This window comes from Microbacter sp. GSS18, assembly GCA_029319145.1.
Lineage (GTDB): Bacteria > Actinomycetota > Actinomycetes > Actinomycetales > Microbacteriaceae > Microbacterium.
The window spans coordinates 767,423-789,611 of the sequence record CP119753.1; the positions used below are offsets into that span (position 1 = coordinate 767,423).

General features: G+C 71.1%; 21 protein-coding genes and 3 tRNA genes. 18 read left to right on the plus strand and 6 right to left on the minus strand.

Annotation, left to right across the window (positions count from 1 at the left end; translation table 11 throughout):
- The first annotated feature begins 20 nt into the window (after window positions 1-20).
- The 3 genes from P0L94_03600 (at window position 21) to serA (ending at window position 2,667) form a co-directional block, all read left to right on the plus strand.
- Complete coding sequence (locus P0L94_03600; GenBank protein ID WES65164.1) at window positions 21-590, plus strand: hypothetical protein; 570 nt, start codon at window positions 21-23, stop codon at window positions 588-590.
- Window positions 587-931, plus strand: coding sequence for a hypothetical protein (locus P0L94_03605; GenBank protein ID WES65165.1), 345 nt, complete (start codon window positions 587-589; stop codon window positions 929-931). The genes P0L94_03600 and P0L94_03605 overlap by 4 nt, the downstream gene beginning before the upstream one ends.
- 131 nt (window positions 932-1,062) lie before the next feature.
- Window positions 1,063-2,667 (plus strand): phosphoglycerate dehydrogenase, encoded by a 1,605-nt coding sequence (serA, locus tag P0L94_03610; GenBank protein WES65166.1) that lies wholly within the window; start codon window positions 1,063-1,065, stop codon window positions 2,665-2,667.
- Between the two features lie 68 nt (window positions 2,668-2,735).
- Here serA and P0L94_03615 read toward each other — a convergent pair whose 3' ends face one another.
- On the minus strand, window positions 2,736-3,299 hold the full coding sequence (locus P0L94_03615; GenBank protein ID WES65167.1) for a TetR/AcrR family transcriptional regulator: 564 nt from the start codon (window positions 3,297-3,299) through the stop codon (window positions 2,736-2,738).
- A gap of 53 nt (window positions 3,300-3,352) precedes the next feature.
- On the opposite strand from P0L94_03615, the gene P0L94_03620 reads away from it, so the two are divergent.
- The 8 genes from P0L94_03620 (at window position 3,353) to P0L94_03655 (ending at window position 12,001) form a co-directional block, all read left to right on the plus strand.
- Window positions 3,353-4,906 carry an MFS transporter gene (locus P0L94_03620; GenBank protein ID WES65168.1) on the plus strand — a complete coding sequence of 518 codons (1,554 nt, stop codon included), beginning with the start codon at window positions 3,353-3,355 and terminating at the stop codon, window positions 4,904-4,906.
- A gap of 44 nt (window positions 4,907-4,950) precedes the next feature.
- On the plus strand, window positions 4,951-6,003 hold the full coding sequence (locus P0L94_03625) for a 3-isopropylmalate dehydrogenase (GenBank protein ID WES65169.1): 1,053 nt from the start codon (window positions 4,951-4,953) through the stop codon (window positions 6,001-6,003).
- A 49-nt stretch (window positions 6,004-6,052) separates the two neighbouring features.
- On the plus strand, window positions 6,053-7,153 hold the full coding sequence (locus P0L94_03630) for a branched-chain amino acid aminotransferase (protein ID WES65170.1): 1,101 nt from the start codon (window positions 6,053-6,055) through the stop codon (window positions 7,151-7,153).
- 97 nt (window positions 7,154-7,250) lie between these two features.
- On the plus strand, window positions 7,251-8,018 hold the full coding sequence (locus P0L94_03635; GenBank protein WES65171.1) for a fumarylacetoacetate hydrolase family protein: 768 nt from the start codon (window positions 7,251-7,253) through the stop codon (window positions 8,016-8,018).
- A complete protein-coding gene (locus P0L94_03640; protein WES65172.1) occupies window positions 8,011-9,300 on the plus strand; it encodes an MFS transporter in 1,290 nt (429 codons plus the stop codon). Before P0L94_03635 ends, P0L94_03640 begins: the two co-directional genes overlap by 8 nt.
- 11 nt (window positions 9,301-9,311) lie before the next feature.
- Window positions 9,312-10,826, plus strand: a complete 1,515-nt coding sequence (gene gltX, locus P0L94_03645; protein ID WES65173.1) for a glutamate--tRNA ligase — start codon at window positions 9,312-9,314, stop codon at window positions 10,824-10,826.
- 70 nt (window positions 10,827-10,896) lie between these two features.
- Window positions 10,897-10,968 (plus strand) — tRNA-Gln (locus P0L94_03650).
- A gap of 166 nt (window positions 10,969-11,134) precedes the next feature.
- Window positions 11,135-12,001, plus strand: coding sequence for a hypothetical protein (locus P0L94_03655; protein WES65174.1), 867 nt, complete (start codon window positions 11,135-11,137; stop codon window positions 11,999-12,001).
- A gap of 75 nt (window positions 12,002-12,076) precedes the next feature.
- On the opposite strand, the gene P0L94_03660 is transcribed toward P0L94_03655, so the two are convergent.
- Complete coding sequence (locus P0L94_03660) at window positions 12,077-12,982, minus strand: aminoglycoside phosphotransferase family protein (GenBank protein ID WES65175.1); 906 nt, start codon at window positions 12,980-12,982, stop codon at window positions 12,077-12,079.
- Between the two features lie 111 nt (window positions 12,983-13,093).
- Here P0L94_03660 and P0L94_03665 point away from each other — a divergent pair, with 111 nt between their 5' ends.
- The 4 genes from P0L94_03665 to P0L94_03680 are packed head-to-tail and all read left to right on the plus strand — an operon-like array spanning window position 13,094 to window position 17,178.
- Entirely contained in the window at window positions 13,094-13,873 is a 780-nt protein-coding gene (locus tag P0L94_03665) for a DeoR/GlpR family DNA-binding transcription regulator (GenBank protein WES65176.1), read from the plus strand.
- Window positions 13,870-14,817 carry a 1-phosphofructokinase family hexose kinase gene (locus P0L94_03670; GenBank protein ID WES65177.1) on the plus strand — a complete coding sequence of 316 codons (948 nt, stop codon included), beginning with the start codon at window positions 13,870-13,872 and terminating at the stop codon, window positions 14,815-14,817. Before P0L94_03665 ends, P0L94_03670 begins: the two co-directional genes overlap by 4 nt.
- 25 nt (window positions 14,818-14,842) lie before the next feature.
- Window positions 14,843-16,867 carry a fructose-specific PTS transporter subunit EIIC gene (locus tag P0L94_03675; GenBank protein ID WES65178.1) on the plus strand — a complete coding sequence of 675 codons (2,025 nt, stop codon included), beginning with the start codon at window positions 14,843-14,845 and terminating at the stop codon, window positions 16,865-16,867.
- Between the two features lie 41 nt (window positions 16,868-16,908).
- A complete protein-coding gene (locus P0L94_03680; protein WES65179.1) occupies window positions 16,909-17,178 on the plus strand; it encodes an HPr family phosphocarrier protein in 270 nt (89 codons plus the stop codon).
- Window positions 17,179-17,244: 66 nt separating this feature from the next.
- On the opposite strand, the gene P0L94_03685 is transcribed toward P0L94_03680, so the two are convergent.
- Window positions 17,245-17,883, minus strand: a complete 639-nt coding sequence (locus tag P0L94_03685) for an MBL fold metallo-hydrolase (protein ID WES65180.1) — start codon at window positions 17,881-17,883, stop codon at window positions 17,245-17,247.
- Between the two features lie 107 nt (window positions 17,884-17,990).
- Here P0L94_03685 and P0L94_03690 point away from each other — a divergent pair.
- Both P0L94_03690 and P0L94_03695 read left to right on the plus strand, forming a co-directional pair.
- Window positions 17,991-18,066, plus strand: a tRNA-Glu gene (locus P0L94_03690).
- A 47-nt stretch (window positions 18,067-18,113) separates the two neighbouring features.
- Window positions 18,114-18,189, plus strand: a tRNA-Glu gene (locus tag P0L94_03695).
- 57 nt (window positions 18,190-18,246) lie between these two features.
- Here the strand turns inward: P0L94_03695 and P0L94_03700 are convergent.
- From P0L94_03700 to P0L94_03710, 3 genes are read right to left on the minus strand one after another with little or no spacing between them, the layout of a single operon-like run.
- Window positions 18,247-18,981 (minus strand): hypothetical protein, encoded by a 735-nt coding sequence (locus tag P0L94_03700; GenBank protein WES65181.1) that lies wholly within the window; start codon window positions 18,979-18,981, stop codon window positions 18,247-18,249.
- 37 nt (window positions 18,982-19,018) lie between these two features.
- Window positions 19,019-20,134 (minus strand): DUF4349 domain-containing protein, encoded by a 1,116-nt coding sequence (locus P0L94_03705; protein WES65182.1) that lies wholly within the window; start codon window positions 20,132-20,134, stop codon window positions 19,019-19,021.
- Complete coding sequence (locus P0L94_03710; protein ID WES65183.1) at window positions 20,131-20,685, minus strand: sigma-70 family RNA polymerase sigma factor; 555 nt, start codon at window positions 20,683-20,685, stop codon at window positions 20,131-20,133. Before P0L94_03710 ends, P0L94_03705 begins: the two co-directional genes overlap by 4 nt.
- Before the next feature lie 269 nt (window positions 20,686-20,954).
- On the opposite strand from P0L94_03710, the gene P0L94_03715 reads away from it, so the two are divergent.
- Window positions 20,955-22,070: a TerC family protein gene (locus tag P0L94_03715; protein ID WES65184.1), complete on the plus strand. Its 1,116-nt coding sequence runs from the start codon at window positions 20,955-20,957 to the stop codon at window positions 22,068-22,070.
- The last annotated feature ends 119 nt before the right edge of the window (window positions 22,071-22,189 follow it).

Sequence of the window (22,189 nt, forward strand, 5' to 3'; positions counted from 1 at the left end):
TCTCCCGCTACGCTGGCGACGTGACCAGCGACAGGGATGACGACGCCTTCCGGTGGGACGGCGACACGGACCCCACTCTCGACGCCCCCGCCCCGCGCGCGAAGCTGCCCCGGGGATTCACGCCGGTGGGCAAGGGTGCGGCCGAGGTCGACGAGGACGACGATGCGGCAGCGCCCGCGGGCGACGAGCCCGGGACCGAGCGCGCGGACGGGGAATCGGACGCCGAGGCGCCGGACGCCGAGGCGCCGGACGTCGAGGGCGAATCCGCGGAGGGTGCCGATGCGCAGCCGGAACACACCGGCAGCGCCATGCTCGTCACGGTCGGCGTCCTGGCCGGCATCGCGGCGATGTGGACGATCGGATGGGTCATCGGCGGCCTGCGTCTTCAGGGAACGGCCGAGTTCCTCGTCTCGCCTGCCGCCTACATCCCGAGTCTGTGGCTGGCGGCGCTGGCACCCGCGCTCTGGTTCGGCGCCGTGTGGGCGCTGACGCGCCGGTCGAAGGCCTGGGTGCGCGTGTCGTGGCTGGTCGCCGGAGTCGTGCTGCTCATCCCGTGGCCCTTCGTGATGACGGGGACGGTGGGCTCATGAGCGAGACGACGACCGGATCGGTGTCCCGCACCCCGACGTGGCTGGTCGCCACGGTCGCCGGCGGATTCGGGCTGCTCTACGCCTACTTCGTCTGGAACGCGCTGGCGTTCCTCATCAGCCAGGCGACCGGGGCCCTGGGCATCAACGGCTACGGCTGGTTCGTCCTGCTGGCGGCCGTCGTGTTCCCGGTCCTCGCCTTCGCAGGGGCCTTCGCGATCGGCCTGCGTCGTCGGGCCTGGGAGCTCGGCGTCTCGCTGCTGGCCGGCCTCGCCCTCACGGCCGTGTTCTGGCTGGACATCGTCGCCTACGCGGCCGTGTTCGGCGCCGGCATGCTCGGCTGACGCGCGTCGTCACACGGTCCGGCGGGTCGCGCGCGCCGCGATAGGCTGGCTGAGGCCGCGCCCCCGAACACGTGCGGGCGCGGCATCCCGCACTGCACCGCGCCGTCGCGCCACGCCTCGAAGGAACTCCCGTGACGAAGCCCGTCGTTCTGATCGCCGAACAGCTCTCTCCCGCCACGATCGATGCACTCGGACCCGACTTCGACGTCCGCCACGTCGACGGCGCAGATCGGCCGGCGCTGCTGGCCGCCCTGGCCGAGGCCAACGCGGTGCTCATCCGCTCGGCCACCAAGATGGACACCGAGGCGATCGCCGCGGCGCCCGTCCTGAAGGTCATCGCCCGCGCCGGTGTCGGCCTCGACAACGTCGACATCAAGGCCGCCACCACCGCCGGCGTCATGGTCGTGAACGCGCCGACGTCGAACATCATCTCGGCCGCCGAGCTGACCGTCGGTCACATCCTCAACCTCGCCCGGCACATCCCCGCCGCCCACGCGTCGCTGGCGAAGGGCGAGTGGAAGCGCAGCTCGTTCACCGGGACCGAGCTGTTCGAGAAGACGGTCGGCATCGTCGGCGTCGGACGCATCGGAGGTCTCATCGCCGAGCGCCTGCGCGCCTTCGGCGTGCGCGTCGTCGGGTACGACCCGTATGTCACGCCCGCCCGTGCGCAGCAGCTGGGCGTCGAGCTGCTCTCACTCGACGAGGTGCTGGCCCAGAGCGACTTCGTCTCCGTGCACATGCCCAAGACCGCCGAGACGACCGGCATGATCGGCGCCGAGCAGTTCCGCGCGATGAAGTCGACGGCCTACGTCGTCAACGTCGCGCGCGGCGGCCTCATCGACGAAGCCGCCCTGAAGGTCGCGCTCGAGACGGGCGAGATCGCGGGCGCGGGACTCGACGTCTTCACCAGCGAGCCCCCCAAGGAGGGCGGTACGGCGGTCGAGCTGCTGAGCCTTCCCAACGTCGTCGTCACGCCGCACCTGGGCGCCTCGACCGACGAGGCGCAGGAGAAGGCCGGCATCTCGGTGGCGAAGTCGGTCAAGCTCGCCCTCGAGGGCGACCTGGTCCCCGACGCCGTGAACGTCGCCGGCGGCGTCATCGACCCGTTCGTGCGTCCGGGCATCGCGCTGGTCGAGATGCTCGGGCAGTTCTTCGCCGGCATCGCACACGGTGCGCTGACGAGCCTCGACATCGAGGTGCGCGGCGAGCTGGCGGCGTACGACGTCAGCGTTTACCGGCTGGCGGCGCTCAAGGGCATCTTCACGAACATCGTCAGCGAGAACGTCTCGTACGTGAACGCGCCGGTCTTCGCCGAGCAGCGCGGCATCGAGACGCGCATGATCGTCGAGGCCGACAGCCCCGAGTACCGCAACCTCACGGTGCTGCGGGGCACGCTCGCCGACGGGACCGTGCTCACGATCGCGGGCACGCTCGCCGGCACCCGCATGGTGCCGAAGGTCGTGAGCATCAACGGCTACGAGATCGAGGTCGCGATCGCGCGTCACCACGTCGTGATGCGGTACGCCGACCGTCCGGGCATCGTCGCGATCTACGGCAAGTACCTCGGTGACGCGAACATCAACATCGAGGCGCTGCAGGTCGCACAGCCGGACGCGAGCGGGCGTGCGCTGTCGGTGCTGACGGTGGACTCCGCCGTGCCCGACGAGATCCTCGACGCGATGCAGGCCGCGACCAACGCGGATCTGTTCCAGCAGATCGAGATCACCGAGCCCTGACCCGGTCGGCGTCGCGGTCCCGTCATGACCGCGGCGCGGCCCGGCCGTGACCGGGCCCGGGCATCGCTTCAGCGCCGGACGGATGCCTCGACGCGCGCGATCAGCGCCGTGAGCGCATCGCCGCCGGGCACGGGCCCCGCCACGCCTTCCGAGGCGAGGGCGTTGTTGTAGTAGAGGCCATCGCTCAGCAGCAGGACGAGATCCAGTGCCGCTTCGTCGAGGACGTGAGGGCGCAGGGCCTCGGCCCACCTGCTCCGCATGCGGCGCAGGGCGTCGGCGGCGCGGTGGCTGCCGCCCTGAGCGAGCCGTGAGGTCGCGATGATCGCCCGGTCGAGCGGGTCGTCGGCCATGACGGACGTGCGCAGATAGAAGGCGACGGGTCCTTCCTCGGCGGCCTCCAGCGCCGCGACGTCCTCGTCCACGAGAGCGTCGAGCCGCTCCACGATCGCCGCTTCGAGGGCGTCCTTGGTGGCGAAGTGGTAGAGGAGCCCGCCCTTGGAGACGCCCGCGACGCGCGCGGTGGCGTCCATGGTGGCGGCGCGCTCGCCGTCGGCGACGAGCAGCGACTCGAATGCGTCGAGCACGCTCTCTCGTGCACGCGGGGGACGGGCCATGTTCTCGATCGTACTCATCGGTGTCTCTAATCCGCGTGTTACTATACCGGCTGGACGGTATAGTAATGATGATGACACTCACACAGGAGATCGCACTGGCGGACCGGGGAGCCCGGCGCGCCGGACCGCGCGCATGGGCCGCGCTGGTCGTGCTGATGCTCCCCGTGCTCCTGGTCTCGGTGGACAACACCGTGCTCGGCTTCGCCCTGCCCGAGATCGCGCGCGACCTCCGACCGACGAGTGCGCAGCAGCTGTGGATCATCGACGCGTACCCCCTCGTGCTCGCGGGGCTGCTGGTGACGATGGGCGCCCTGGGCGATCGCTTCGGGCGGCGACGGATGCTGATGATCGGCGCCACCGGCTTCGCGGCGATCTCCGTCGTCGCCGCGTTCGCGCCGAGCGCGGGCATGCTCATCGGCGCGCGCGCGGCGATGGGCGTCTTCGGCGCCATGCTGATGCCCGCGACCCTCGCACTGCTGCGCAGCATCTTCACCGATCGCGGCCAGCGCCGTCTCGCCGTCGCCGTCTGGGCGGCCGCGTTCTCGGCCGGAGCCGCCCTCGGCCCCGTCGCGGGCGGCCTGCTGCTGGAGCACTTCGCGTGGGGTTCGGTCTTCCTGCTGGCGGTGCCCATGCTTCTGCCGCTGCTGGTGGCGGCGCCGCTGCTGGTCCCCGAGAGCCGCAACCCCGCGGCCGGCCGAACGGACCCGGTGAGCATCGTGCTGTCGCTCGCGGCGATGCTGGCGGTGGTGTGGGCGATCAAGGACCTGGCCGTGCACGGGGTGGGCGCGACGGCGCTGGCGGTCATGGCGGTCGGCATCGCCTTCGGTGCGATCTTCGTCCGGCGCCAGCTGCGCGCTCCTGTCCCGATGCTCGACATGCGGCTGTTCGCGAACGCGACGTTCAGCGGGGCGCTCCTGGTCAACTTCCTCAGTGTCATCGCCCTCGTGGGCTTCCTGTTCTTCGTCACGCAGCACCTGCAGCTCGTGGCGGGCATGAGTCCGCTTGACGCCGGACTCGCGCTGGTGCCGGGCCTGGCGGCGATGGTCCTGGCGGGCCTGACCGTCGTGCCCGTCTCGCGGCGCTTCCCTGCCGTCGTGGTGGTGCCCGCGGGCCTGGCGTTCTCGGCCGCCGGGTACGGGATCGTCGCGCTCGGGGCTCAGAGCGGATCGCCGGCCGTCATCGTCGGCGCGTTCGTGCTGCTGGGGATCGGGATCGGCGCGGCCGAGACCATGTCCAACGACCTCATCCTCTCGAGTGCTCCGCCGGCGAAGGCCGGTGCGGCCAGCGCGGTGTCCGAGACCGCGTACGAACTGGGCGCGGTGCTGGGCACAGCGGTCCTCGGCGGCATCCTGACCGCCCTGTACCGCGCGGGCATGCAGCCTCCGGCGGACATCCCCGCCTACGCCGCCGATGCGGCGCGCGAGACGCTGGCCGGTGCCATGGCGGCGGCCGAGACCCTGCCCGACGCTGCGGCTCAGGCGCTGCGGGAGGCCGCCGGCGCCGCGTTCGACGGCGGCGTCGCCGTCACGGCGCTGATCGGCGCGGCTCTGGTCGTCGTCGCCGGTGCGATCGCGGCCACTACGCTGGGAACATACCGCGCCGGCCGCGCGGACAGCCCGCGCTGAGCGCGGGCGGGGAGCGCGCCGGCACCCTGTGAGCAAGGAGAGCAATGTCGCGCGTCGTGAAGCTCGCCGTCATCCCCGGTGACGGCATCGGACCGGAGGTCGTCGCTGAGGCGGAGAAGGTGCTCGACGTCGTCACCGCCGACAGCGGCGTGTCGTTCGAGAAGTCGCGCTTCTCGCTCGGCGCGGCGCGGTTCCTCGAGACCGGCGACACGCTGACGGACGCCGACCTCGAGGCGATCGCCCGGCACGACGCGATCCTTCTCGGCGCGGTCGGCGGCGTGCCGGGCGACCCGCGTCTGAAGGACGCGAACATCGAGCGCGGCCTTCTGCTGAAGCTGCGGTTCTCGCTGGACCACTACGTCAACCTGCGGCCGTCGAAGCTCTACGCGGGTGCTCCGGGGCCGCTCGCCGACCCGGGCGACATCGACTTCGTCGTCGTCCGCGAGGGGACCGAAGGCCCCTACGTCGGCAACGGCGGATCGATCCGCACCGGGACCGCGCACGAGGTCGCCAACGAGACGAGCGTCAACACGGCGTTCGGCATCGAGCGCGTCGTGCGCTACGCCTTCGCCGCAGCGGAGCGTCGCCGCAAGAAGCTCACGCTGGTCCACAAGACGAATGTCCTCGTGCACGCGGGCGGAATGTGGAAGCGCATCGTCGACGAGGTGGCGATGGAGCACCCCGCCGTGGCCGTAGACTATCTGCACGTCGACGCGGCAACCATCTTCCTGGTCACGAACCCGGGCCGATTCGACGTGATCGTCACCGACAACCTCTTCGGAGACATCCTCACCGACCTGGCCGGCGCCGTCACCGGTGGCATCGGCCTCGCTGCTTCGGGCAACATCAACCCCGACGGCGCGTTCCCGTCGATGTTCGAGCCCGTGCACGGTTCGGCGCCCGACATCGCGGGCCAGCAGAAGGCCGATCCCACGGCCGCGATCCTCTCGGTCGCCCTCATGCTCGATCACCTCGGGCTCACGGGCGAGGCGCAGCGCATCACGCGCGCCGTCGAGGCGGACGTCGCGGAGCGCGGGAGCGAGCCTCGCTCCACCGCACAGGTCGGCGACGCGATCCTCGCCCGTCTCCGGGCGTAACCTGGATCCGGCCGTCGCCGCCACACCTCACCAGCCAGGACGTGAACACATGACCCTCACCGACGCAGACCCCGGCCTCGCCCCGCTCGAGTTCGCCGTCACGAAGAACCTCGCGGCCAAGAGCCCCGCCCAGCGCGAGGAGATCCTCGCGTCCCCGGCCTTCGGAACCGTCTTCACGGACCACATGGTCGACATCTGCTGGTCGGCGCGCGGCGGCTGGCACCGCCCGCGCGTGCAGCCGTACGGGCCCATCTCGCTCGACCCGGCCGCTGCGGTCCTGCACTACGGACAGGAGATCTTCGAGGGGATCAAGGCCTACCGCCACGCCGACGGATCGATCCACACCTTCCGCCCCGACCAGAACGGCCTGCGCCTGCAGCGCAGCGCGCGTCGCCTCGCGCTGCCGGAGCTGCCGGTGGAGTACTTCATCCAGTCCCTGCGCGAGTTGATCGCCGTCGACGCCGACTGGGTGCCGTCGGGCGAGGACCAGAGCCTGTACCTGCGGCCGTTCATGTTCGCCAAGGAGGCGTTCCTCGGGGTGCGCCCCGCGCACAAGGTCGCCTACTACGTGATCGCCAGCCCCGTCGGCGCCTACTTCAAGGGCGGCGCGAAGCCGGTCACGATCTGGCTCAGCGAGGACTACGCCCGCGCGGGCAAGGGCGGCACGGGCGCGGCCAAGACCGGCGGCAACTACGCCGCGAGCCTGCTGCCGCAGGCGGAGGCGAACGAGAACGGCTGCGACCAGGTCGTCTTCCTCGACCAGGACCGCAACGTCGAGGAGCTCGGCGGTATGAACGTCGTGTTCGTGCACAAGGACGGCACGCTCGTCACGCCCCAGTCCGACTCGATCCTGCCGGGCATCACGCGCGATTCGCTCCTTCAGCTGGCCGCCGACCGCGGCCACACGATCGAGCGGCGGAGCGTCTCGCTCGAGGAGTGGCGCGAGGGCGTGGCATCCGGCGACATCGTCGAGGTGTTCGCATGCGGCACGGCGGCTGTCGTCGCCCCGATCGGCACGCTCAAGGGGCGCGACTTCTCCGACGAGCAGCCTCTCGGCCAGCTGGCTCTGTCGCTGCGCGAGGAGCTCACCGACATCCAGTACGGCCGCCGCGAGGACAAGCACGGCTGGCTCGTGCGCCTCGACGCGTAGCCGCCACACGCCCGCAGACCGTGTCCCACTTTTCGCCGCCCGCCCTCGCGCGAGGCGGCGAAAAGTGGGACACGGTTCGCGTGGGTAGGCTGTGCGGGTGAGGATCGCGCGTTTCAGCCACAACGGAGCCATCACCTACGGAATCGTCGACGAAGGCGATCTGGTCGTCCTCTCGGGCGACCCGATGTTCGCGGGTTTCGAGACGACGGGCGAGCGTGTGCCGATCAGCGACGTCGCGCTGCTGGCCCCGGTGATCCCGCGGTCGAAGGTGGTGTGCGTGGGCCGGAACTACCGTGACCACGCCGCCGAGCTCGGAAACGACGTGCCCGCCGAGCCGATGCTCTTCCTCAAGCCGAACACATCCGTGATCGGCCCCGGCGATGCCATCTCGCTCCCGCCGCAGTCCCAGCGCGTGGACTTCGAGGGCGAACTGGCGGCCGTCATCGGCAAGATCGCGAAGAACGTGCCGGCCGAGCGCGCGCTCGACTACGTGTTCGGGTACACGATCGGCAACGACGTCACCGCGCGCGACCTCCAGAAGACCGACGGGCAGTGGGCGCGCGCCAAGGGGTTCGACACGTTCTGCCCGCTGGGCCCCGCCATCGAGACGGACTTCGACCCGGCGGGGGATGCCGTCGTCACCACGCGCGTGAACGGCGAGGTCCGTCAGCAGGGTCCGATCAGCGACATGATCTTCTCGCTGGCCGACATCATCGCCTATGCGTCGGCGGCGTTCACGCTGCTGCCAGGCGACGTCATCCTCACGGGGACGCCCGCGGGCGTCGGCCCCTTCGTCGCCGGCGACGTCGTCGAGGTCGAGATCACGGGGCTCGGCATCCTGCGCAATCCGGCACGTCATGCCTGACGAGGACACCGGCTCCACCGTCGACCTCGCCCGCATCCAGCGGCGCACCGTGGCGGTGCTCGCGGCAGGCCAGGTGCTGGGCGGGCTCGCGTTCGGCGCGACCGTCTCGCTGGGGGCGGTGCTCGCGGCCGACATCTCCGGTGACGAGGCGCTGTCGGGCCTTGCGGCGGCCGGGGTGACCCTCGGCACCGCGCTCATCGCGATTCCGCTCGCGGCCCTCGCCCGCGGGCGCGGCAGGCGCCTCGCGCTGACCGCGGGAATGCTGATCGCGCTGCTGGGCGTGGGGCTGGTCGTCGTCGCCGTGGCACTCGGGTCCTTCGTGCTGCTGCTGCTCGGCTTCGGTCTGATCGGCGGCGGCCAGGCGGCGAATCTTCAGTCGCGCTTCGCAGCCGCCGACCTGGCGACGGACCGCTCACGCGGCCGCGATCTGTCCATCGTCGTGTGGGCGACGACGATCGGGGCGGTGCTCGGTCCGAATCTCACCGGCCCCGGCGAGGCGATCGGGCAGGCCATCGGGATGCCGCCGCTCACCGGGCCCTATGTGTTCACGATCGTCGCGCAGCTGTTCGGCGTGACGCTGTACCTCGTCGCACTCCGGCCCGACCCACTGCTCCTGGCCCAGCAGGAGGTCGCGCGGGCTGCCGAACACCATCAGGCGGCGACGATCGCCAAGCCCGATCGCCCGAGCGTCGCACGCTTTGCGATCTTCGCGATCGCGGCGGCGCACGGGACCATGGTCGCGGTCATGGCGATGACGCCCGTGCACCTGCTCCACCACGGTGCGACCCTGACCATCATCGGCGTGACGATCAGCCTGCACATCGCGGGCATGTTCGCGCTCGCCCCCGTGTTCGGCATCCTCGCCGACCGCATCGGGAGGCTGCGCACGATCCTCGTCGGCCAGGCGATCCTCGCGCTGTCGCTGCTGACCGCTTCGTTCGGAGCCGACTCCACGGTCGCCGTCACGGTCGGCCTCGTCCTCCTGGGGCTGGGCTGGAGCGCTTCGACGGTCGCGGGATCCACGCTGCTGACCGAGGCCTCGAGCGAGCGGCTCCGCACGCGCCGGCAGGGACTGAGCGACTTCACCATGAGCATGGTGGGCGCCGCCGGGGCGATCCTCGCCGGAGTCGTGCTCGGATGGATCGGGTACGGGGGTCTCGCCCTCGTGGTCGGCATCCTCGTCGTCGCCGTCGTCGCGTTCGCCCCGTGGGGCCGCGATCGGCGCACCGAGGTGCCGGCGGAGGCCGTCGCCGGGCCCGAGGAGCCGGCGGCCCGCCCGTAGACTGGAAGGCGATGTCTTCCACGCCTGACCCTCGCACCACCACCGCCACCGGAGCCGACGTCCGCGTCCGCTTCTGCCCGTCTCCGACGGGACTTCCGCACGTCGGCCTGATCCGCACCGCGCTGTTCAACTGGGCGTATGCACGGCACCACGGCGGCAAGCTGGTGTTCCGCATCGAGGACACCGACGCCGCTCGCGACAGCGAGGAGAGCTACCACCAGCTGCTCGACGCCCTGCGCTGGCTCGAGATCGACTGGGACGAGGGCGTCGAGGTCGGCGGCCCGCACGGCCCGTACCGCCAGTCGCAGCGGCACGACGTCTACCGCGACGTCCTCGCGAAGCTCGTGGAGTCCGGGGCCGTCTACGAGAGCTACTCGACCGCCGAGGAGATCGACGCGCGCAACGAGGCGGCGGGCCGCGCCAAGCAGCTCGGCTACGACAACTTCGACCGCACGCTCACCGAGGAGCAGAAGGCCGCCTTCCGCGCCGAGGGCCGCGAGCCCGCGTGGCGCCTGAAGGTCCCCGACGAGGACATCACCTACGTCGACATGATCCGCGGCGAGGTCACATTCCCGGCGGGGTCGTTCCCGGACTTCGTGCTCGTGCGGGCCGGGGGCGTGCCGCTCTACCCGTTCACCAACCCGGTGGACGACGCACTCATGGGCATCACGCACGTCATCCGGGGCGAGGACCTCATGCCCTCCACCGCGCGCCAGCTCACGCTCTACCGCGCACTCGTGGACGCCGGCGTCACCGATTTCATCCCGCGCTTCGCGCACATGCCGCTCGTGCTCGGTGAGACGGGCAACAAGAAGCTCTCCAAGCGCGACCCCAAGGCCGACCTCTTCCTGCAGCGCGAGAAGGGATTCATCCACGAGGGCCTGCTGAACTACCTCGCCCTGCTCGGCTGGTCGATCGCCCCCGACCGCGACGTCTTCTCGCTCGACGAGCTCGTGTCGGCGTTCGACATCGCCGACGTCAACCCGAATCCGGCGCGGTTCGACCAGAAGAAGGCCGAGTCGATCAACGGCGACCACATCCGGATGCTGACTCCCGCCGACTTCGAGGCGCGCATCGTCCCGTACCTGACCGCCGCAGGCGTCATCGACGGCGACCCGACTCCGGAGCAGACGGCGATCATCGCCGCCGCGGCGCCGCTCGTGCAGGAGCGCGTCCAGATGCTGGGCGATGTGCCGGGGCTGCTCGGCTTCCTGTTCACCAACGAGATCGACTACGCCGAGGACGCGCTGAAGTCGCTCCCTGCGAATGCCGACGAGGTTCTGGTCGCATCCGTCGCCGCCCTGGAGCTCGTCCCCGAGTCCGAGTTCACCGCGGCGGCGGTGCAGGAGGCGCTCACCGGCGCCCTCATCGACGGGCTGGGGCTCAAGCCGCGCGTGGCCTACGGTCCGCTGCGGGTTGCTGTGAGCGGTCGCCGCGTGTCGCCGCCGCTGTTCGAGTCGATGGAGCTGCTCGGCAAGCCCGAGACCCTCCGCCGGCTGGGCGCGCTCGTGGCGCGACACGCCTGAGCGTCTCGGTTTGGCCGATCGGCCGACGTCGTCTAAGCTTGATCCTCGGCACGACTTCGGTCGAACACCATGGGGTATGGTGTAATTGGCAACACGGCTGATTCTGGTTCAGTTGTTCTTGGTTCGAGTCCAGGTACCCCAGCAAGAGAAGAAACCCCCGCTCAGCGGGGGTTTTCTCTTTTGGCGCGCGTTGTCGGACGGTTGTCCGCCGTGTGGGCGGGTGGTAGCTTCTGGCACGTCGGAGCGAAGGCGCGGGCAGGGTGACGTCGAGCGCCGTGACCGCTCCGGAACCCTCGAGGATCGGGCCCATGGATGCGCCGAAGCTGACGGCGGAGCAGTCGCGAGAACTGGACGAATTGCGCCGCCGTGCGTACGGCGGCGCATCCGAGTCCGGTCTCGATGCACGCGAGAGCAGCCGGCTCGTGGAACTCGAAGACCTCGTGCGCGCACACGCCTCGTCACGCGGGGACGACGACCGGGTGGACGACGACCGGGTGGACGACGACCGGGTGGACGTCCCCAGCGAACCCGCCGCGGTGGCTGCGGCATCCGTGCGGAACGATCCTGCCGTGTCGACGGACGTGGCGACCGACGGCCGGGCGGGTTCCGCCGTGCTCTCGGCCCCGCCCGCGGAGTCGGAGTCCCATTCCGCATCGACGCCGCACTCGACGGGCGATGTCCCGTTCGCGTGGCTCAAGCGCCCCCGTACGACGGCGCAGCTCGCGCTCGGGGTTGCGGTCGGCATCGTCGTCGGCGTCGTGCTGGGCATGGTGCTGCCGTCGCCGACCTGGTCGAGCCCCGACATCTCCCTGGCGACGACCGACGAGGAGTGGGCTCCGCAGTGGGAGAGCTACCTCACGAACTACGAGATCGTCCCCGAGACGATGCAGGGGTACGACCGGCTCTTCGAGGTGCTCATGGTGTGGACCGCCGACGGCGTCTACGGCGACCGCTGTCTGCTCGTCGGGCACGAGCCCACACTGCGCATCACCGTCGAGACGTGCACAGCGCGCGACCGCTACCCGACCTTCGATCTCATCGTCACGGCACAGCTGCGCGGCGTGCTCGACGGCGCGTACGCCGTGGGCACGACGCTGCGCCTGGAAGCGCGCGAGGACGCGGTGGACGTCCGGGTGCTTCCGCCGGGGGCCCAGGAGCGCGTCGCGGGCGCGTGAGGCCGACGGCCGGCTAGCGCGGATCGACGCCTCCGCCGAGTCCGGCGAGTGCGCACCGTCGGCCGCCGCCGGCGGCTATCCGAGCTGGCGGAGCGTTCCCTCGGCGAGCGCGGCGTAGTCCGCGCGGTCGTCGCTGCGCACCGCGAGCATCGACGCGACGGCGGCGGCCCAGCCGCGTGCGCGCGCCCACAGCGCGTCGTCGGTGATCCCCGTCGCGGAGACGAAGTCTGCGCGACCGCCACGGTCGAACGCGAGCCATGCGGCGGCGAGGTCGTAGGCGGGGTCGCCCGCCGTGAGATCGCCGAAGTCGATGATCGCGGCGAGCCCCTCATCGCGTGCGATCACGTTCCCGGGATGCAGGTCGCCATGGATCCAGACCGGCGCTCCGCTCCACTCGGGCTGGGCGAGCGCAGCGGTCCACGCCTCGCCGGCGGCGCGGACGAGCGCCGGGTCCAGGCGTCCGCCGGCGAGACGATCGAGGTTCTCGCGAACGCCGGCATCCCGCATCGCCAGAGGCACGCCGCGGAAGGGGTTGACGGGGTGGTCTGCGGGCGCGATCCGGTGAAGCGCGCCCAGAGCGCGGGCGAGGGGGACGGCCCAGGTCCGGCGGCCGGTCCGCGGCACCGCGAGCCCCGACGCCCCCGCGGTCCACGCCGCGACCGACCACGGCCACGGGAAGTCGGCCGAGGGGCGGCCCGCGACGACGGGAACCGGGACGGCGAGGCCCGAGGCCGCCGCGATCCGCGGGCCGAGCGTCGGCAGCCACCTCTGCTCGCCCTCGATGAGAGGCGCCGCGATCGCGCGCCGGGGGAGCCGCACCGTCCACGCGGTTCCGAGCCGCCAGATCCGGTTGTCCCAGCCTTCGTCCACCAGGCGCAGCGGCAGACGGGCGGCGCCGGGGATCGCCGACGCCTGGTGGGCGAGCAGCCGGCGCACGAGCGAGCGGTCTGCGGGGATCTCGGCGGCGGGCGCGTCGGGCACGACAGCGACCATACTCGCCCGTACTTTCGGCATTTATTCAGGAATGTGGATTCGGGTCTTGTTGTGTGTTGCTATCTGTTGTACTGTGTGGGAAATCCGAGGAGGGATGCCATGTACGCGACGGAGCGCCAGCAGCACATCGAGGCACTGCTGCGCGATTCGGGCCGGGTGAGCGTCATCGATCTGGCGCAGCGGCTCGATGTCACAACCGAGACGATCCGTCGCGATCTCGGCGTCCTCGAGACCAGTGGCGTCCTGCGGCGCGTTCACGGCGGCGCCGTGACCGCCGAGCGGGCCAGCACCGCCGAGCCGACCCTCGCGGAGAGGCGCGTCGCCCACGGTGCGGCCAAGGAGTCGATCGCCGGCCGCGCGGCCGAAGCCGTGATCGAGGGATTCCACGGCTCGGTGTTCTTCGACGCCGGAACCACGACCGCGGCGGTCGCACAGCTGCTCGCCCCCCGGCTGCGCGACGGATCGATCGAGGTCGTGACCCACTCGATCTCGATCGCCGCCGACATCGCCTCGGCTCCCGGCGCCGCCCTCACCGTCATCGGCGGGAGGGTGCGCGGCGTCACCGGCGCTGCGGTCGGCGCCCGCACCGTCCGGACCATCGAGAGCCTGCGGCCCGACATCGCCTTCGTGGGCACGAACGGCGTGTCGGCCGCCTTCGGGCTGAGCACGCCCGATCCCGATGAAGCGGCCGTCAAGCACGCGATCGTGCGCTCGGCCCGGCGCGTGGTCGTGGTCGCCGCGGCGGACAAGCTCGGCGAGGAGCTGCTGGTCGGCTTCGCCGCGCTCTCGGACATCGATGTGCTCGTGACGGACACCGAGCCGGACGCCGACCTGGCGGCGGCCCTCGACGACGCAGGTGTGGAGGTATGGCGCGCATGATCGTGACACTGACCGCGAACCCGTCCCTGGATCGGACGGTGAGCCTGCCGGACGCGCTGCGACCCGGCGAGGTGCAGTCCGCGACGGCGTCGCGCGAGGATGCCGGCGGCAAGGGGATCAACGTCGCAGGCGTCATCCGCGCCGCCGGCATCCCGGTCCGCGCCGTGCTCCCGCTCGCCGCCGACGATCCGTTCGGCGCCGTGCTGGCTGCGACCGGCCTCGACGCCGTCACGGTTCCGGTCCGCGGGCACGTGCGGGCGAATCTGACGCTCGCGGATGCGCAGGGGACGACCACGAAGCTGAACCTTCCGGGTGCAGCCCTCTCGGCGGCCGAGCAGGACGCGCTCATCTCGGCGACCGTCGCGGCCGGTGACGGAGCCGACTGGCTCGTGCTCGCGGGATCCCTGCCGCCCGGCGCCCCGGACGACTTCTACGTCGCCGTCGTGGAGGCCGTGCGGTCCGCGCACGGGTCGTCGGCGCCCCGCATCGCCGTGGACACCTCGGGCGAGGCCCTGCGAGCGGTCGTCGAGCGTGCGCGTCCCGATCTCATCAAGCCGAACGAGGACGAGCTCAGCGAGCTGGCGGGCATCGCGCTCGACCCCGAGGCCGGACTCGCCGAGGACGTCCTGCGGATCGCCGGCCACATCGTCCCGCAGCGTTCCGCGTCGGCGCTGATCACCCTGGGAGCGCACGGCGCCGTCTACGTCGACGCCGAGGGCGCCTGGCTCGGCACGCCGCCGCCGATCAGCGTCGCGAGCACCGTGGGCGCCGGCGACAGCTCGCTCGCAGGATTCCTCATCGGGGACGCCGAGCGCCTCGCCGCACCGCAGCGCCTGGAGCGCAGCATCCGCTACGGAGCCGCCGCCGCCTCGCTGCCGGGGACCCAGCCCCCGCATCCGGAGGATCTGCCCACCGGTCCCGTTCCCCTCACCCGTCTCGTCTGAACCGCAACACCAACGGAGGTATCCAATGTCCACCATCACGCCGGGGCTCGTCAGCCTCGACACACCGCTCGGCGGCGACAAAGCCGCTGTCATCAAGGCGCTCGCCCAGCGCGTCGTCGCCGAAGGCCGCGCGACCGACGCCGACGGCCTGTTCGCCGACGCCTGGGCGCGCGAGGAGAAGGATGAGACCGGTCTGCCCGGCGGCATCGCGATCCCGCACGCGAAGAGCGCGGCCGTCACCGAGGCGTCGCTCGCGTTCGCCCGACTGAAGCCGGGAGTCGACTTCGGCGCGGCCGACGGGCCGGCGGACCTCGTATTCCTCATCGCCGCTCCGGAGGGCGCGGCGGAGGAGCACCTGGCCGTGCTGTCCAAGCTCGCGCGCAGCCTCATGCAGGAGGACTTCACCGGCGGCCTGCGTGCCGCGACGAGCGACGACGACGTGGTCTCGATCGTCCGCCAGGCCATCGGCGAGGAGGAGGCCGCGCCCGCCGCTGCTACTCCGGCCGCGTCGGCGGCCGCGGACGCCGCGGGCGGCTCGCTCACCGTCGACGGTCGCCCCGCGCGCATCGTCGCCGTCACCTCGTGCGCCACCGGCATCGCCCACACGTTCATGGCCGCCGACGCGCTCACCGCCGCAGGCAAGAAGGCGGGCATCGACTTCGCCGTCGAGCCGCAGGGATCCAGCGGCTACAAGGCGCTGCCCGGCGACGTCATCGAGGCCGCCGACGCCGTCATCTTCGCCACCGACGTCGACGTGCGCGAGGTCGGCCGCTTCGCCGGCAAGCCCGTCGTGCGCTCGGGTGTCAAGCGCGGCATCGAGCAGCCCGGAGAGCTCATCGACGAGGCGGTCGCCGCGGCGAACAACCCGTCGGCCACGCGCGTCACCGCGGCGGCCGCCGCGGCGGCCGCGACCTCGAACGAGAAGATCGGATGGGGTGCGCGCATCCAGCGCATCCTGCTCACCGGTGTGAGCTACATGATCCCGTTCGTCGCCGGCGGCGGTCTGCTCATCGCCCTCGGGTTCCTGCTCGGCGGCTACAACGTCACCGACGAGGCCGGCAGCGTCATCGTCCAGAACTCGCTGTGGGATCTGCCCGCAGGGGGCATCGGCCAGTACCTCGGCTCCGTCGCGTTCATGATCGGTGCGACGTCGATGGGCTTCCTCGTCTCGGCGCTCGCCGGCTACATCGCCTTCGCGATCGCCGACCGCCCGGGCATCGCCCCCGGCTTCGTCGCCGGCGCCGTGGCGGTGCTCATGAACGCCGGCTTCATCGGCGGCATCATCGGTGGTCTGCTCGCCGGGTTCGTGGCCTGGTGGCTCGGAAACCTCTCGGCACCGCGCTGGCTGCGCGGCCTCATGCCGGTGGTGATCATCCCGCTGGTCGGGTCCATCGTCGCGTCCGGTCTGATGATCCTGATCCTGGGCCGCCCGATCGCAACGCTCATGCAGTGGCTCACCGACTGGCTGAACGGTCTCTCGGGCACGTACGCCGTGCTGCTGGGCATCGTGCTCGGCCTCATGATGTGCTTCGACCTGGGTGGTCCGGTCAACAAGGTCGCGTACGCCTTCGCGGTCGCCGGCCTCGGCGGCGCCGTGCAGGGCGACATCAACACGCAGATCATGGCGACGGTGATGGCCGCCGGCATGGTGCCGCCGCTGGGAATGGCGCTCGCCTCGACGGTGCTCGCCCGCAACGTCTTCACTCCGGTCGAGCGCGAGAACGGCAAAGCGGCCTGGCTGCTGGGTGCGGCGTTCATCTCGGAGGGTGCGATCCCGTTCGCGGCGGCCGACCCGCTCCGCGTCATCCCCGCCACGATGGCGGGCGGCGCCGTGACCGGCGCCCTGAGCATGGCGTTCGGCGTCGGTTCGCTCGCACCCCACGGCGGTATCTTCGTCTTCTTCGCGATCGAGCCGATCTGGGGCTTCCTCGTGGCCCTCGCAGCAGGTACCGTCGTGACCGCCCTGGTCGTGGTGGCTCTCAAGCGCTTCGTCGGTCGCAAGGAGCTCGAGCAGGCCGAGGCGCCGATGCAGGCGGCCGTCGCCGCCTGACCGGCGGCGCGTGAACAACCGACGACGATCAAGGAGAGAACATGGCAGAACGCAAGGCCACCATCGCGAGCAGCTCGGGGCTGCACGCCCGTCCCGCGAAGCTCTTCGTGCAGGCCGTGCAATCCAAGCCGGTGCCCGTGACGATCGCCGTCGAGGGCGGCGCAGACCTCAACGCCGGGAGCATCCTCTCGCTCATGGGTCTGGGTGCCTCGCAGGGGTCCGTGGTCACGCTGAAGGCCGAGGGCGACGGTGCCGAGCAGGCACTCGACGAACTCGTGGTCCTGCTCGAGACGGATCTCGACGCCGAATGACCGATTGAGGTCACCAGACGGATGCCGCGGCCTGAGGGTCGCGGCATCCGTCTTTCCCGGTCGTGTTCACAGGTCGGTGGAATCGCCCGGGTCGAGCTCGAGGAACTCTCCGCCGCCCTGCTCGACCGCCCACTTCAGCCGGGAGCGGTGCATGCCGCGGCCGGCCACCGAGAGCGTCATGTCGTGCGTGCCGAACGCCTGCTGCGGCGCGACGGCGAGGACGAAGTCCATGGCCTCGCCGATCTTGAGCCACGGCGCCCCCAGGGGTGCCGCGAGGAGGCGGACCGACGCGTCCTCGGGAACGGCGTAGGAGTCGCCGGGATAGTAGAACTCGTCGTTGACGAGCACCCCGACGTTGTCGACGATCGGCACGGACGAGTGGATCTCGTTGTGGCGGCCGCCGTGGAACGACAGCCGGAAGGGGCCGACCTGCACCGTGTCGCCGGCGCCGACCTCCGTGACCGCGAAGCGGTCGGCAGCGACGACGACACCGTGCGGTCCGAAGATCGGAGCGCGGGGGAATGCCCGGAGGATGCGGTCGAGATGCTCGGGCGTCCAATGATCGGGATGCTCGTGGGTCAGCACGATCCCCACGACGTTCTCGAGGTCGCCCAGAGGCGCGGTGAAGTTCCCGGGGTCGATGACGAGGGTCTTCCCGGCTTCGACGAGGGTCAACGTGGCGTGCTCGAACTTCGTGACTCGCATGGGATGAGTCAACCGGCTCGGCCTTCGCCGCGGCAAGCGCCAGGGCATCTCCGGGGTCGATTTGGCCGGCGCGCGTGCGCCGTGGCATAATCGAACGGTTGTCTTCCGGCCCCATCGTATAGCGGCCTAGTACGCCGCCCTCTCACGGCGGTAACGCGGGTTCGAATCCCGCTGGGGTCACCACCGGAAGATTCTGCGGAAGCAGTTCCGCGGATCCGACGGCTGACGACGGCCCCATCGTATAGCGGCCTAGTACGCCGCCCTCTCACGGCGGTAACGCGGGTTCGAATCCCGCTGGGGTCACCACAGAGCGAGAGCCGGTCCGAACGGACCGGCTCTCGCCGTCTTCGCGGGCGCGCAGCGTCAGTTCGCGACCCCTCCGCACAGCACCGGGACGGTGGCCTCCAGCGGGATCCCGGCGCCCAGCGACGACGCGCGGGCCGCGAACGGGTCCGCCGCGTTGAAGGCGTAGGCGCCGTTCCCGTCGACGTCGATGCCGTGGACGACGACCTGCACCGTGCCGGCGTCGGCGTACCCGGCGGCGCTGTCGAACGTGCGCTGATAGAAGAGGTGGCCGTCGCCGTCCGCCATCGCGAAGCGGTCCAGAGCCAGTGCGCTCGCGGCGGACACGTCTCCGGTGGTCGTGAGCGACGTGAGGATGCCCCCGTAGAACGGGATGCCGTCCACGACGGTCACGACGCCGTCGTCACCGGCCTGGGCGGGACCGGGGCAGCCGGCGTCGAGCGCGTCGCCGGGGACACCGTGCAGGTGCATCGCGTGCGGCAGGTCGGGGGACAGGCCCCAGGCCTCCACGGTGACCTGCAGCTTCCCGTTGGGGAGCGCCTTGACTCTCGTGGTGCCCGTCGCATCGCTCATCGGCACGCTGCCCGGCTGCACCGCGTCGAGGCTGTAGCTGTAGCTCGCGACCCGCGGCGAGGGGTTGTCGTCGTGCGCAGCCGAGGCCGCACCTGCCGAGCCGAGGACCAGCGCGAGCGTCGCCGCGCCGGTGGCTGCGAGCCGGGTGGAGGTCTTCATCATGATCTGCTCCGATTCTCTCGGCGCCGCGTCGACGACGGTCGTCGATGCGATGTGCGCCATCGGTTCTTCGGAGCCGGGGACGGATCGGATGGGAGCGTCAGTCCTCGATCGGTCCCGTCCGGCGGTCGCGGCGGCGTCGAACGAGCAGCACGACCGCCCACACGAGCCCGCCGACGACCACCGCCACGGCCAGCCACGGCAGCAGGAAGCCGACTGCGATGACGATGCCGTTGAGGGTCGCGACCAGTCCGTTCCACCCGGCGGCGATGCCGTCGGTGAATCCGGCCGGGTCGGCTTCGACGGGCTCGAACGCCTGCGTGAGCGAGACGCTCAGGCTCGACATCGACACTCGGCTCTCGATCATCTCCAGCTGCTGCTGGTAGGACTCCAGCGTCGCCTGGCGCTCCGACAGCGCGCTCTCGGCGGCGATGAGGTCGCTGAGGTCGCCGGCCTGGCTCATCAGCTCGGTGAGCCGATCCACCGAGGCCTGGGCGGCCTCGATGCGGGCCTGCAGATCGATCGTCTGGTCGGTGACGTCCTGACGGCTGATGCTCGACGCCGTCACCTCGCCGACGTCGCCGAGCTCGTCGATCACGGCCGAGAGCTCGTCCGAGGGGACGCGAACGGTCACCCATGCGCCGTAGGGCATGTACTCGTACGACGTGTACGCGTCCTCGGCGATGCCCTCGTCGATCGCGCCCGACGAGCGCTGCTGCGCGGTGTCGACGTTCATCGACTCGACGTAGCCGCCGTGGGCCGTCGCGGAGTCTCCGATCTCGCGCGCCGCGACGGCGATGTCGTCGACGACGACCGTCGCCGCGGCGGACGTGATGATCGCCCGGTCGGCTGTCGCGCCATCCCCTGCGATCGTCTCGGGAGCGGCCTCGTCCGCGGCGATCGCGGACTCCTGGCTCATGCCGCCCATGTCGGCGTCCTCGACCACGGCGCTGTCGGGAGCCGTCGCCGCGTCGATGCTCGACCCGGACGACCCGACGATCGTGCCCACGCCCGGTGCGATGATCGCGGCGACCGCGATGACCGCCGCGGCAGCGCCGCCGGCGATCCAGTACGTGCGACGGCGCGCGGTGCGTGCGCGGCCGGTCGCCCGCTCGCGGGCGATCCCGGCGAAGATCTCGCCCTCCATCGCCTCGATGCGGTCCTCACCCAGCTCGGGCAGGTCCCGTTCGGCGCCGGTGTGCGGGTCGGTGCTCATGTCGTCTCCTTGGCGGTGGTCCGCAGACGCGTGCGGATGCGCGAGAGACGGTTGCGGACGGTCCCGTGCGGGACGCCGAGCTGCTCGGCCGCCGCGCCGTAGGCGTAGCCCTCTGCCGCGCACAGACGGAAGATGTCGCGATCCAGCGGCGTCATCCGTCCGACCTCCTCGAGGATGCGCTCCACGAGCAGACGGTCCACGACCTGGCTCTCGACGTCGACCGTCGCCGGGACCGACTCGTCGGCCTCGCCGGCGGTGTTCTCGCGATCGCGCCGTTGCCGGCGGATGCGGTTCGCCGCCTGGAACCGGCAGATCGTGACCAGCCACGGCAGCAGCGAATCCCCCTCCAGCGTCAGGTCCGGCAGCTTGCGCCACGCGGCCAGGAACGTCTCCTGGGTCACGTCCTCGGCATCGGCGGGGGTGCCCACCAGGCCGTGCGCCAGCCAGTACACCGGCCGGGCGTAGGCCCGGTACAGCGAGCGGAAGGCGTGCTCGCTCCCGCCGGCGGCGAGGGCCGCGAGCTCCCTGTCGTCGATCGGTTCGTCGGTCATCCTCGTCCCCGGCTCACGTGCGCGCCCGTCGGCGGGTCGCCGTCCGGCCCATTGTCTCTCACCCTGCCAGTGTCGCCGCGCGGCGGATCGTCTCACATCGCCGGCGAATCGGCCGGCACACGTCGGCGGGGTATCCTGATCACCGCGAGAGGGAGTATCCCGACCTCGCGCGTCCGTCACCACGAGCAGCGTCGAAGCGGCTCCGGGCGCGCGCCGCATCCGAGCGGGGGAGAGACTTTCGGCGTCCGTCCTCCCTTCGAAAGGCTCACATGGGCTTCGAGATCCCCGTCTGGTTCGAGATCAGCGCGCTGGTCGTGCTGAGCCTCGTCCTCATCGCCGATCTGCTCCTGATCCTGAAGCGCCCGCACATCCCGTCGATGAAGGAGGCGAGCCTGTGGGTCGTCTTCTACGTCGGGCTCGCGCTGGTGTTCGCGGTCGTCATGCTGATGGTGACGGGAAGCCACGACGCGATGGGGCAGTTCATCGCCGGCTGGCTCACCGAGTACAGCCTCTCGGTGGACAACCTCTTCGTCTTCGTCCTGCTCATGAGCCAGTTCGCCGTGCCTCGGCGCTACCAGCAGGAGGTGCTGATGGTGGGCATCATCATCGCGCTCATCCTGCGCGCCATCTTCATCCTGCTGGGTGCCGCGCTCATCGAGAACTTCAGCTGGATCTTCTACATCTTCGGGCTGTTCCTGGTCTACACCGCGTGGCGCCAGGCGTTCCCCGGCTCGCACGAGGACGACGCGCAGAAGGAGACCGGCATCGTCCGGTTCCTCCGCCGCTTCATCGACATCAGCGACGAGTACGACGGGGCGAAGCTGCGCACCGTCGTGAACGGCAAGAGGATCTTCACCCCGATGATCCTGGTGTTCATCGCCATCGGATTCACCGATCTCATCTTCGCGATCGACTCGATCCCGGCCATCTTCGGCATCACGCAGAGCCCGTTCATCGTCTTCACCGCGAACCTGTTCGCCCTCATGGGCCTGCGCCAGCTGTACTTCCTGCTCGGGGGGCTCCTCGACAAGCTCAAGTACCTGCACTACGGCATCGCGTTCATCCTCGCCTTCATCGGCGTGAAGCTGTTCCTCCATGCCCTGCATGTCAACGAGCTTCCCTTCATCAACGGCGGCGAGCACGTCGACTGGGCGCCCGAGATCAGCACGTGGGTGTCGCTCGGCGTGATCGTGGCGGCGATGCTCGTGGCGACCGTCGCCAGCCTCGCCTCGACCCGGCGCCCGCACCTGTCGGCGGGCCCCGACGCGGGCTCGCTGCCCGACGGGTCGGGGGGCACCGAGGCCGAGCGCGCAGCGGCGGAGGTCGCCGACCGCAAGGGCACTCCGCCCACGGTCGACCCCGGCGCGGGCGGCGACGAGCGCTGACGCGCGACGTCATGCCCGGATGGGGGCCGCCGGGCGGGTGATACCCTAACGACGTGCGGATCGCTCGCCTTCTCCTTAGCGGCCGCGACGAGTCCTAGTTCCCAGGCCTCACTCGTCGC